Below are 12724 nucleotides of genomic sequence, written 5' to 3'. Positions count from 1 at the left end.
CGAAATAAAGGTTTTATTAGCCCATCCCACCCACCGGCCCGTTCGTGCTGAGGAGGGGTGGGAACCCCGTCTCGAAGCGTGCTCAGGGCAAAAGTTTGTGCCAGTGCTTCGAGACGGCGCAAAAAGACGCGCCTCCTCAGCGTGAATGGATCACACTAATGCGAAACTATCCCTCATGTTAATTTAAGGGGTTATTGATGGTATAGATGTTTCATCAGCCCTATCTTTAGGTCTCTCAGCGACAAACATGCGCGGATCCCATTCCTGGCTTCCTTTAAACCTGTTCAAGGGTAAAGAACTGGCCTTTCGCTGAGCCCCTTGCATTTTTTCGGTTTTTTGCACCGGTAGTTCCTTCTTTTTTTCCACCGAAGCATCTGGCTTTTCAGCAGACAAAAGCGGTTGCTCCAGGCCTTGCTTTATTAATTCCTGAGAGCCAGCTTTATCAAGGTAATAGCCCCCTGCAAAACCCAACACGGTTCCGACTAATGCAGTACTTATTAATGCAGCAATAGAAATTACCGGTGGTAAAAATGCGACAGCAATAAGGCCAATGAGCAAGCCTAAACTCAAGCCCGCAATTGTAGCCCACAACCGACCTGAATTAAGGGCTAAAAAACTTTCTGTCTCCCTGTTATCAGATGCCACTTCACCGTCCCGCGGCTTGTCCGCAGTTTCGGAGTGAGAACTCTGGCTCCCGGGGGCAAGTGGCAAGACAGAAGAATTCCGTAAGGGTGTTGCCGTTAGTCCTTCTTGCACAACTGATGAAACAAACCCGCGCGGGATGTGGGCAAGAGATTTTGATTTGAGAACCGCAAATTCTTTCTTTCTGCGCTCATCGAGCCTGGCAAGAATTTCTGCAGGATTGCTTACTTTATCGTGAGGTTTTTGGGATACTGCTTCCATACCCTGAGGCAATAAAGTTCGTAAATTGCGATGGGCATTGTTACGTGCAAGAGGATAGTGAAACTTCAATGATTTTTTTTCATGACCTACAGAAAGATCAAGAATATCTTCAGCTTCTTTAATTTTCCTGGTTTTTTGCTTTTTTATAGTAGGAACCAGGTCGTTACCATCATCAATCCATTTTTTAAATGTATTGAATAATTGCTGGCTTTTTTCTGACAAGTCAGCAGGCTGATCTGTCTTATGCAATAGTTTATGCCAACGGGTAAAATATTCTGCGGCCACCTCACAAGCCTGAATAAACTCGCGCCTGTTGATGATTGCCATCTCGTATTTTTTCTGGGCATCAACCACCTGTTGCAAGGTTAATGTCGCTTTACTGATATGCTTCGCATAATCAAAATTAGACCAATCGATTTGAATTTCAGGCCAGTCCAGTTTAATAGCCTTGAATTCATCGGCAATTCTTACCGCCTTGTAACCAGTAACTTTTTCATGTGAGGTATAACTCTCACCTACATGTCGGATCGAACTGTAAAGCCCTAGCGACCGATCACTTTTATCAATAATTCCAGGACGAATACCTGCCTGGTAAAGCAAAGGTTCCATTTCTTGCAGAAGGGCATTATATTGAGCCTCTTTCCCTTCTTCTATATAGATTGTGATTTGCATGCCATTAAAAACGCGCACCATATCCTGAATGGCCAACTCTTTGTCATATGCACTTAAATGCAGCGCCTGCAATTGCTCTTCATCCAGTGCGTTGACTTCATGCAACATTCTTTGTGCCACAGAGGTTCTTGTTGTTTTAAAAATAGGGACGTTATTAGCCAATAGTAAGGGATAAACTATATCCCAGGCTTTGCCCAAATCACGAGGATCAATACTTAAATGGATTTTCCAGTGAGATTCCTGATAGTCGCTGCTTAGGCTGTGTCGCGATTGAAAAACGGCAAACACGTCAGAATCAGTAATTCTTTTAGTAGCTTGGGACGCCCCATTGACCTTTATCTCATTAAGGTTAGACCAGGGCCTCTTAACACCACCAAAGTAGGCAGTATAATCATTTACTTCAACTTTAATCGTGTCAGGGTAGATTTGATTTAAATAGGCAAATGCCATTTTGTTTAAATGCTCAACAGGCTTTTCTACAGCACCCATTTTAATATCTCACTTTGTTACGACAGGACTTACAATTCGGACGAGTACAAGAAACCGAACCGCAGGAAAAACCTGCGGCTCGGTGCGGAACTTAAGCGCTACCAATTAAAGTTAAATTCAATTGACGGCCACAGACCCAGGCTTTGGTCAAATCACGAACTACTTCTTTAGACATGCCTTTGGGCAAACGAACTGTAGAATGATCATCATGGATCTTTAATCCCGTGATATGACGGCTTTGTAAACCCGCTTCATTGGCAATAGCGCCAACAATATTTCCTGGTTTTACACCATGGACTCTACCCACATCAATGCGGAACAAATCTTGCGCGGTAGTCTCATTGCTTGCTCTTTTCCGGTCATCACCAAAACTTTTACGATCAGAACCAAAGCCCTTTTTATCTCCGCCAAATCCTTTTTTATCAAATCCCCTGCGGTCATCTCCAAAACGGGCAGGACGGTCAGAACGCCCCTCACGCCCTTCTTTGGCAGGACGAGATGCTTTAGGTAAATTCATCTCTTTTTTCCAGGGCAAATCTTTATGCAGAAGTAATGCGAGCGTTGCAGCAACGTCTACTGCAGATGCTTCGTTTTCTTTAATATACTCTTCAACAATGCGTTTGTATGAAGGCAGATTTTCATGTTCAAGACGCGAAGTAATGTTCGCCATAAAGCGTTGCTGTCTGGCCACCTGAATCATATGATCATTAGGCACTTGAACTTTTTCAATACGTTGACGTGTATGACGTTCAACGCTGCTGATTAAACGCGATTCTTTAGGTGTGACAAATAAAATAGCCACTCCAGAACGCCCTGCTCTTCCTGTACGACCAATACGGTGCACGTAGGTTTCATTATCATGCGGCAAATCATAGTTAATCACATGCGTGACGCGATCCACGTCCAGTCCACGAGCGGCTACATCTGTTGCAACCAATATGTCTATAGCACCCTGTTTGAATTGGGTAATGATACGCTCACGTAAAGTCTGGGTAATATCACCATGGATAGCCATGGCTCTCAACCCTTGCTGTTGCAATACTTCAGCGACTTCTTCTGTACTACTCTTGGTACGGACGAATACAATCACACCCTGATAGTCTTCTACTTCCAATACACGCAGCAATGCATCAGGTTTTTGATGACCGGAGGCAAAGAGGAAGCGTTGTTCCACACTTTTCACTGTTGCAGTTTCCATACGGATTTCAACTGAAGCAGCGTTTGTCAGATAAGTATTGGCAATTTGGCGTATGCGGTACGGCATGGTTGCTGAAAATAATGCGATTTGTTTCTTTTCAGGCAATTTTGATAAAATGGTTTCAACGTCTTCAATGAAGCCCATACGCAACATTTCATCCGCTTCATCAAGGATGAAGGTACGTAAATTATCTAAAGGTAAAGTGCCTTTATCAATGTGATCCAGAATACGGCCTGGAGTACCCACGACGATCTGAGCACCACCGCGTAATTGCTTTAATTGACGACCATATTCTTGTCCGCCACATAAAATTGCAACGGTAGTACCGCGTTGATGGGCGCTCAATAATTCAAATTGCTCAGCAACCTGAATAGCCAGCTCGCGAGTTGGGGCAATAATCAAAGCCTGTGTGCCTTGTACAGCAGGTGATAAATTTTGCAGGATTGGCAAAGCAAAGGCAGCAGTTTTACCTGTACCTGTTTGCGCTAGGGCAATTGCATCACGGCCTTCCAATAATAAAGGAATGGTCTGCGCCTGAATGGGAGATGGTTTTGTAAACTTCATATCTTCCAGTGCTCTGTTTATGGCATCTGAAAAATTAAAAGCGCTGAAGTTTGTAATTTCTTGATTCATAGTGTTCCTGATAGAGTAAATCGTAACCTAGCTGAAAAGGCCAAGTAATATAAAAATTGCTCAGTATAATAACAAAATAAACAGGATGATGCACTATATTTATTATATTTCTGTGAAAAGAAAAGGATTTTTTATTAAATTTAATTGGATTTTCAGGTGTGAACGGGCTACATGTCCATTCTGATTCGAGCAACGCCATCCCCTGATCCACGTCGTCCTGAGCGCGTCTTTTGGCGCGAAGGATCTCCTGAAAGCGGCATGGTGCCAATATTTGGAGATCCTTCGCGCCAAAAGACGCGCTCAGGACGACGTGGATCGGGGAGTGGATAAAAATCGTACCTCGTATCAGAAATCATATAATCGTAGCCTTGATGCAGCGACAGCGTAATCAAGGTTTTCCTTATCATAAAATAATTTTAAATACAGATTCACACAATGATCGATATACTACCATCCAATACCTCAAAGCTCGCGGGTAACTGTCCAATACTTTCCCCATCCGCCTCAATCTCAATAGGTTTACTTTCCAGTGGTTCAATAGTTATTTTTCTCGCCTGAACATAATGAACATTCTTATCCAGCAAATGGCTTCCCGAATAAATCTTACGCAACTTATACAAAGCATCCAATTTGCTAAAATCACGAAATAACACAACATCCAGCAAACCATCATCCACTTTCGCCATAGGCGCTACATGCATGCGGCCACCGAAATACTGGCCATTAGCCACAGCCATCATTAACATGGAGCAATCAAAAGGAGGATTATCATCAAGCTGAATTCGCACTTCCCCCCGGTTATAAGCAATCAAACCCGTTAATGAATGCACCAGATAGTTAATCGTGCCACCGAGTTTTTTTAACCACTGACTTTTAGCCGTTGCGCGCACTACATATCCCGACAAACCACAACTGGCTATGTTAATAAAATAGTATGGGGATTGATCGGCAAGGGTCACTTTACCTATATTACTGCTGATAGTCTGGTTATGGCTTAACCGGTCCAGAAACTCGGTGATTTTCTGCTCAGGAAATTGCCTGATAAAATCACCGCCACAACCCGCATTAAAAAACGCGATTTTGGTTTGCGGATTAATCAGCTTGTCATCGGAAATCATACCATTCAATGCATGATTCAAAGTGCCATCACCTCCGATGATTAACAGAACATCCGGATGTTCCGCCAACAAACTCTGAGTTATAGAAGCCAAATCATCCACCCGATTCGACATTCTGAAAGTGATTTTTTCAAATACGGCATTCAGTCCAGGTTTCAATACCTTCCATACTTTCTTGCCCCGCCCTCCCCCCGCGATAGGGTTAATGACTACAGCGATATGACTCATATCAATGCCGCCAGACGACAGGCCTGATCAATGGCATGACGTGCATCCAGTTCCATCGCTTTGTAAGCCCCACCTACCAGATGAACTGTCTTATTTATTTGCTTTAAAGGTTCAAATAAATCTTTTAATTCCATTTGGCCAGCGCAAATAACAACGGTATCTACTGCCAGAACCACAGGTTTATCATCAACTAACAAATGTAATCCCTGTTCATCAATCTTTTCGTAACTGACGCCAGAGATCATTTTGACTTGTTTGTGCTTGAGACTTAAGCGATGGATCCAGCCTGTAGTTTTTCCCAGACGCTTGCCCATCTTTTCCTTTTTGCGTTGCAATAAGTACACTTCTCTCGGGCTTGGTGACATTTCGGGTGTTTTCAGGCCGCCTCTATGCTTGCCTGTCACATCAATCCCCCATTCATCATAAAAGTCTTCATTTGAAGTATGGTGTTCATGGGTTAAAAACTCGGCCACATCAAAACCTATGCCGCCTGCACCGATAATAGCAACGGACTTACCCGCTGTTTTATTGCCATGAATCACATCAATGTAACTCAGCACATTGTCACGATCTATGCCAGGGATATCAGGGGTGCGCGGCTTGATTCCTGTAGCCAGAACAATTTCATCAAAATCTTTTAAAGCATCCACAGTGGCTTCAGTGTTCAGGTGGATGTCTACTTTATATTTATCCAACTGATAGCTGAAATAATCCAGAGTATATTGAAACTCTTCTTTACCGGGGATTCGTTTGGCCAGGTTAAACTGACCGCCCAGACGATCCCCTTTTTCAAACACAGTGACTTTATGCCCGCGCTCTGCTGCCACGGCAGAAAAGGCAAGGCCAGCAGGACCTGATCCGACTACAGCAATGGATTTGGGCTCATGTACACTTTCATACACTATTTCTGTTTCATTACAGGCACGAGGATTAACCAGACAAGAGGCAGTTTTATTAACAAATATCTGGTCAAGACAAGCCTGATTACAGGCAATACATACGTTAATCGCTTCACTTTCCCCATGTTTTGCTTTTTCAGCAAAATGAGAATCAGCTAAAAAAGGTCTGGCCATGGAAATCATATCGGCAACACCGGATTCAAGTAACTGGTTCGCTAATTCGGGGGTATTAATTCGGTTGGAAGTAATCACGGGAATAGTCACTTCCGGTTTCAAATGGCGGGTTACCTGAGTGAACGCGCCGGCAGGAACCATGGTTCCAATAGTGGGGATGCGTGCCTCATGCCAACCTATGCCTGTGTTAATTATGGTAGCCCCTGCTTCTTCTATAGCTTTTGCCAAAAGGACTACCTCTTCCCAACTGCTGCCCTGGGCAATTAAATCCAGCATGGACAAGCGATAAATGATGATAAAATTTTTGCCTACAGCTTCACGCACACTACGCACGATTTCAAGAGGAAAACGAATTCGGTTTTCATAACTGCCGCCCCATTCATCACTGCGATGATTGGTATGGGAAACGATAAACTGGTTAATTAAATACCCCTCACTTCCCATGATTTCAACACCATCATATCCTGCCATTTGCGCTAAACGGGCACAACGAGCGAAATGTTTAATCGTCTTTTTAATTCGCCATTTGCTCATCACCCAGGGCTTAAATGGGCTTATAGGTGACTTAATACCACTTGGAGCAACAATAAAGGGATGATAACCGTAACGACCCGCATGTAACATTTGCAAGGCAATTTTACCGCCTGCCTCATGAACAGTGTGGGTGACTAACTCATGGCGATGCTGTTCTTTACTGTTGGTCAGCTTGGCGGCGAAGGGAGCCAGACGACCAGCACGATTTGGAGAAAAGCCGCCGGTCACGATGAGTCCTGCGCCTCCTAGGGCACGTTCGCGATAAAACTGAGCCAGACGATTCAGACTTTCTTTATCCTCTTCGAGTCCCGTATGCATAGAGCCCATCAATAACCGGTTTTTTATTTGGGTAAAACCCAGATCCAGTGGCTGGAACAAGGCTTTGAATGGGGTATTATCAATCAGCAATTCCATAAGGTTCTCTGTTCAGATTTAGATGACAAACCCTAGTATAAACCCTGGCTATTATACAGCAACCACTTTTTTACCTGCCTTGCGATTGTGGCAATTCATACTGGCATAATCTGTGATCCTGGTTAATACTTACAGTTCTATATTCGATTAAAACAGGAAAAAACATGAATAAATTATCATCTGTTTTCATTAGCTCCCTGCTCGCCTTAAACGCGGTTCACGCTGACCAGGTTTCTGCAACCATTTCCACGACCGGCGACAAACCCGCAGCAATAGGAGAGGTAGTATTTACAGATACTCCTTATGGCCTGCTGATTACGCCTAATCTGACCGGATTGCCCGCAGGCTTGCATGGCTTTCACCTGCATCAGCACCCGAATTGCGGTGATCATGGAATGGATGCCGGTGCTCATTACGACCCAGCGAAAACCAACACCCACAAAGGCCCATACGCGGATGGACACTTAGGCGATTTGCCAGTCCTTTATGTTTCTGATGATGGCAAGGCGAACACACCTGTATTGGCGCCACGTTTAAAGCTGAACGATCTGACTGGACTTGCAGTAATGATCCACGCCGGTGGCGACAATTACAGCGATAATCCTCCTTTAGGTGGCGGCGGAGCTCGTGAAGCTTGCGGTGCGATAAAATAAATTGCTCCAGAATAGCACAATATGTAGCCCGGTCTGCTTGCAGCCGGGATCGAAGTGGTACGATCCCGGCTGCAAGCAGACCGGGCTACGAAACTGCATCAAAGTTAATAAGCCGATTAAGGTTTGAATTGCGTTTCGGCACTTGGAGCTGCATCAGGCTCAGGAGTGGCATTCGCCTCAACCCGCTGCTGCGCTACTTTATCTTTCACCTCAGTAAAGCGCTCTTTAAATTTTTGCGTTTCTGATTTCCCCAGATTACTAAAAAAACCACCTATTTTTCCTACAGCCTCAGCAATGGATGATAATATTTTTTGAACAAAATTTTGATTTGGTATGGTTTGTATCATTTTAGAATTTTTAGCTGTTTCAAGTACTGTTTGGGCACCATTATCAATAGTCTCTTTTAATATGTAAACTTTTTCATAATCTTTCTTTTTTAAACACATCTCTAATCGATTTAACTGACTGATTGCAGTATTTATTGCAGCAGTTTGAGAGCTTGCGTCAGCCAATAGCTTGTGCTCATCAGATAAAGACTCACTTTCGCAAAATTTAGTAAAATCCAGACCAGCTTGTATATAAGGTTGATCTCGATTTTCTATACCATTACCTTCTGCATCATATTCCTGCACGGTATAAGCTTTTTTCAAAAAAGCAGAAGGAGTTATCCCTGCAAATGGAACGGGAGAGTCATTTTTGGCCTGAAATAAAGATGCATTATCAAGGCCTGCATCCAATGTTTTGTATATTGCATCTCGCAATGACTCCAGATGGCTTCTGCATTCTGTAATATAAGCCTGAAGTTCTCCTTCATTCTTTTCTACAGCAGCAGCAAAGCCCTCTGGATCATCGACAGTTGGAATTATGTGTGAACCATCCAATTTATCTTTTTTCAGTTTCATGTTTGTTCCAATAACAGCACCCTACTCTCTATTATTATAGGTCAAAAAAAACTCAAAAAATCCATTATAAAAACATTAAAAACGTGAGTTCGGGATAAGAAGATTGTTTTATCCAGTCGTTACTTCGTAAATCAAGCTTCTTATCCGTAACCCACGTTAAAACTGTCTGCTTACATAAACAGCATGAATGACAGCGCTGATCCTCCCTACTCGTGCAATGGCAGCACTCGAAAACCCATGTTCCTTTAATTGACGAGCATGAGAACTCACGCAGGTTCCACAGCCATTCAAAGCAGAAACAGCCAAAGACAAAGTCTCAAAAGTAACCCGGCTAACACCAGGATTCATCATGCCCTGCATTCTCAGGCCAGCGGGCAAGTGTTCTACTTCCGAGTCTTCAGTCAAATGGGTAAAGCGATAATAGATGTTAGTCATCGCCATTAAGCTCGCTGCCAATTGTGCGGCATTGATGAGCTGCACATCAATAATCACCTCTTCAAGCTCTTTAATTAACTCCTTGTCTCCCAGCGAATAGGCTACAGATAATGCTGAGCCTAATATTTGCTGTTCATTTAAACCGTCATTCTGTTCAAGATCCAGAACTTTGACCAGATTCAAACGGATGTCTTTAGCGACCTCCGGAATGCTTTGCTTGATATGTTCTAACATGATTCACTCCCTTTGTTATTCTACATGTATGGTTTCTTCGCCTTTTTTCCAGTTACATGGGCAGAGCTCATCGGTTTGTAACGCATCAAGTACACGCAGCACTTCTGCTGGGTTACGCCCTACATTTAAATCAGTAACCATTACAAAGCGAGTAATGCCTTGCGGATCAACAATAAAAGTTGCCCGTTGTGCCACACCTTCCTGCTCATCCAGAATACCCAAACTACTCGTCAGCTCACGCTTCACATCAGCCAACATGGGAAACGGCAGATTTTTTAAATCCGGATGCTGGTTTCTCCAAGCCAGATGGACAAACTCACTGTCCGTACTGCCACCCAATACTTGTGCATCCCTGTCAGCAAATTCAGAATTCAGTTTTCCAAACTCTGCGATTTCAGTAGGGCATACAAAGGTAAAATCCTTGGGCCAGAAAAAAACCACCAGCCACTTGCCCGTATAGGTTTCATTAGAGATAACCTGAAAAGCATTGTGAAGATCATTACTCACAGTGGCCTTAATTTGAAACTCTGGAAATGTGTTACCTACAGTAATCATTGGTCTTCTCCTCGATAAATTTTTTATAACCTGCATTGTTAAATTTAGGTGAAACCAATAAATAAATAAAATCGATTATTTTTATCATATTAATAGATAAAAACTATTTTATGTTTTTTTTTAACCAAAATAATGTAAAAAATTTGGCTTTTATGTTCTTTATACTCTACTTTTAAGGTAAGGGCCTATTAGGGAATTATCATATGAAAGACCCGTTCTCAGAGCTGCGTAAATCATTACAATCTGTATTCCAATTAGAGGCTATGAGAAATGACAAATACACTTACCCACCAGTACAACAATTAAAAGAAGCCACACTGCGATACAGCCCTGATTCAAACGGTTCATTTATTGCCTTGCTTAAAGCGATTAGAGAAGCACTTCCTTTTATTGAAAAATGGCGTGTTAATTTTGATGACTTGAGAACATCAATGGACACTTTAGCCAAAATGCACCATTTACCGCCTATAGATTGGCGCAGATTTCTGTCTCATCCTAAAGTGTCACCCCATTTCCAATTCAGTGCACTCAATCATGCAAGACAGGAAGAAGATTTGATTGCTTGGCTGGAAGCACTGACCAGAACAACCTTTACTGCCAAAGATCATGCTCACATTACTCAAGCCATGGTAGATAATCGGGAACGGCATGGGTTTAGCCAAAGATTAAAAGATTACTTGAAAATACATCCGAATTTTTTATTTGTTCTGTGCACCAAAAGTGAAAATAATTTCATAAAAATTGCTCATACCCGATTAGTGCTTTATTTAACCGATGAACAATTAGCTCACATCATATTGCAACACATTCCTGCTTTGGTTCAGCAAGAACGAGGCCCTTTCGAACGAGTAACCCGATTAGTCAACACTTTAAATCATATTCTGTCTAATGGCCGCTCAGTAACAACCCTTTGTCGCAATGCAAAGGCGGAAGCCATTTTGAAGCACTCTTTATTTTTCCAAATTTACCTTAGTGAAGAATACAAGCATAAAGATGAAAAGAAACCACCCAGACAGTCACTGGAAGATTCAGCACTGAAACCTCATATGTAACCCGGTTGCTTGCAACCGGGATCTCACTTAATCCAACAAACCTAACTCTTTAACCATATCACGCTCTTGTCTCAGTTCATTCAGAGTAATGTCAAATTTCTCTTGTCCATACTCATTCAAAGACAAACCTTCAACAACTTTTAACTTACCGTGTTCGGTACGGCATGGTACGGAGAAAATCAGACCTTCATCTACGCCATATTCGCCATTGGAACGACGGCACATAGAATAGGACTCACCAGCAACAGTATCAGTAACCAGATGATTCACCCCAGTGATAATCGCATTGGCAGCAGAAGCCGCTGAAGAAAAACCACGCGCTTTCAAAATAGCCGCACCACGTTGTTGTACTGTAGATACGAAGGTATCTTTTAACCAGCTTTCATCATCAATCACTTTAGCAGCAGAAATACCATTGATTTTGGCATTGTAAAAGTCAGGATACTGAGTAGCAGAATGGTTACCCCAAACAGTCATTTCAGTTACTGCTGTAATATCCACTCCTGCCTTCTTGGCCAACTGAGTACGTGCTCTCAATTCATCAAGAGTAGTCATGGCATAAAAACGATCATTGGGAATGTCTTTGGCATGATGCATGGCAATTAAACAGTTAGTATTACAAGGGTTGCCCACCACAAAAACACGAACATCATCGCTGGCATAATCATTAATTGCCTGACCTTGCTTGGTGAAGATACCACCATTGATTTGTAATAAATCAGAACGCTCCATACCTTGTTTACGGGGAACAGATCCAACCAACAGAGCCCAGTTCACACCATCCATAGCTTTATTCATGTCAGCAGTACAGACGATGCGCTTTAACAATGGGAAAGCACAATCATCCAGTTCCATTGCCACCCCTTCCAGAGCAGGCAGTGCTGGCTCAAGCTCTAACAGGTTTAATTCAACTTCTGTATTCGGACCAAACATTTGGCCTGAAGCGATACGAAACAACAATGCATAACCTATTTGTCCCGCTGCGCCGGTAACTGCTACTCTAACTCGTTTATTTGCCATATTATTATTTCCTCTTGTTCAACCACTCTTTAACTAAAAATAACGCAGCAATACTGCGCGCCTCGGTAAAATCCGGTTTTTCCAATAATTCTTCAGTTGCATGTAAAGGCCATTCAACTACCTCGGGAGGCTCTGGCTCATCTCCGGGTAAGGGCGAAGGATACAAGCCTTGCGCTACCACCAACTCAATACGGGCACCAAAGTATCCTGGAGCCAAACTCATAGAACGCAGCCAATGCAATTCTCTGGCAGCAAAACCTGTTTCTTCACGCAACTCACGGTTGGCAGCTTCCAAAGGCGTTTCACCGCTATCAATCACCCCTTTGGGAAAAGCTAACTCATACTGGTCAGTACCTGCCGCATATTCCCGGACTAATAATAATGACTCGCCAGGAGTCAAAGCAACAATCAGTACCGCACCATGCCCATGGCTTTTAATCCGTTCGAACACTCTTTGAGCACCGTTTGAAAAATTTAAGTGCATTTCCTCAACAGTAAACAAGCGTGATTTGGCTACTACCGCTCTTTTTTTGCATATAGGTTTATTTCGCATCCGCACTATCACTTACTTTTGTGACAAAACTGCTGTCATGATACTATTGCATTCCCAA

The 12724-nt window shown here is 42.9% G+C and carries 11 protein-coding genes; 2 read left to right on the top strand and 9 right to left on the bottom strand.

What is annotated here, in order from left to right:
- Positions 1 to 183: 183 nt before the first annotated feature.
- From B094_RS0103860 to B094_RS0103840, 4 genes are all read right to left on the bottom strand, one after another.
- A complete protein-coding gene (locus tag B094_RS0103860; RefSeq protein ID WP_018576482.1) occupies positions 184 to 2064 on the bottom strand; it encodes a hypothetical protein in 1881 nt (626 codons plus the stop codon).
- 91 nt (positions 2065 to 2155) lie between these two features.
- Positions 2156 to 3895: a DEAD/DEAH box helicase gene (locus B094_RS0103855; RefSeq protein ID WP_018576481.1), complete on the bottom strand. Its 1740-nt coding sequence runs from the start codon at positions 3893 to 3895 to the stop codon at positions 2156 to 2158.
- A 428-nt stretch (positions 3896 to 4323) separates the two neighbouring features.
- On the bottom strand, positions 4324 to 5241 hold the full coding sequence (locus tag B094_RS0103845) for a diacylglycerol/lipid kinase family protein (RefSeq protein ID WP_018576479.1): 918 nt from the start codon (positions 5239 to 5241) through the stop codon (positions 4324 to 4326).
- Positions 5238 to 7262, bottom strand: coding sequence for an NADPH-dependent 2,4-dienoyl-CoA reductase (locus tag B094_RS0103840; RefSeq protein WP_018576478.1), 2025 nt, complete (start codon positions 7260 to 7262; stop codon positions 5238 to 5240). Before B094_RS0103840 ends, B094_RS0103845 begins: the two co-directional genes overlap by 4 nt.
- Before the next feature lie 164 nt (positions 7263 to 7426).
- Between B094_RS0103840 and B094_RS0103835 the strand changes: the two genes are divergently transcribed.
- Complete coding sequence (locus B094_RS0103835; protein ID WP_018576477.1) at positions 7427 to 7915, top strand: superoxide dismutase family protein; 489 nt, start codon at positions 7427 to 7429, stop codon at positions 7913 to 7915.
- A 116-nt stretch (positions 7916 to 8031) separates the two neighbouring features.
- Here B094_RS0103835 and B094_RS0103830 read toward each other — a convergent pair whose 3' ends face one another.
- From B094_RS0103830 to B094_RS0103820, 3 genes are all read right to left on the bottom strand, one after another.
- Positions 8032 to 8817: a hypothetical protein gene (locus B094_RS0103830; protein WP_018576476.1), complete on the bottom strand. Its 786-nt coding sequence runs from the start codon at positions 8815 to 8817 to the stop codon at positions 8032 to 8034.
- A gap of 156 nt (positions 8818 to 8973) precedes the next feature.
- A complete protein-coding gene (locus B094_RS0103825) occupies positions 8974 to 9486 on the bottom strand; it encodes a carboxymuconolactone decarboxylase family protein (protein ID WP_018576475.1) in 513 nt (170 codons plus the stop codon).
- Positions 9487 to 9501: 15 nt separating this feature from the next.
- Positions 9502 to 10041 carry a peroxiredoxin gene (locus tag B094_RS0103820; RefSeq protein ID WP_018576474.1) on the bottom strand — a complete coding sequence of 180 codons (540 nt, stop codon included), beginning with the start codon at positions 10039 to 10041 and terminating at the stop codon, positions 9502 to 9504.
- A 203-nt stretch (positions 10042 to 10244) separates the two neighbouring features.
- Here B094_RS0103820 and B094_RS0103815 point away from each other — a divergent pair, with 203 nt between their 5' ends.
- Complete coding sequence (locus B094_RS0103815) at positions 10245 to 11093, top strand: hypothetical protein (RefSeq protein ID WP_018576473.1); 849 nt, start codon at positions 10245 to 10247, stop codon at positions 11091 to 11093.
- A gap of 27 nt (positions 11094 to 11120) precedes the next feature.
- On the opposite strand, the gene B094_RS0103810 is transcribed toward B094_RS0103815, so the two are convergent.
- Both B094_RS0103810 and nudE read right to left on the bottom strand, forming a co-directional pair.
- Positions 11121 to 12113 carry a malate dehydrogenase gene (locus B094_RS0103810; protein ID WP_018576472.1) on the bottom strand — a complete coding sequence of 331 codons (993 nt, stop codon included), beginning with the start codon at positions 12111 to 12113 and terminating at the stop codon, positions 11121 to 11123.
- Between the two features lie 4 nt (positions 12114 to 12117).
- Positions 12118 to 12666 (bottom strand): ADP compounds hydrolase NudE, encoded by a 549-nt coding sequence (gene nudE / locus B094_RS0103805; RefSeq protein ID WP_018576471.1) that lies wholly within the window; start codon positions 12664 to 12666, stop codon positions 12118 to 12120.
- Positions 12667 to 12724 lie beyond the last annotated feature (58 nt).

The organism is Legionella shakespearei DSM 23087, from assembly GCF_000373765.1.
GTDB classification, from domain to species: domain Bacteria; phylum Pseudomonadota; class Gammaproteobacteria; order Legionellales; family Legionellaceae; genus Legionella; species Legionella shakespearei.
The sequence above is the reverse complement of the archived record's forward strand: the minus strand, read 5'-3'. Positions and strand labels throughout refer to the sequence as shown.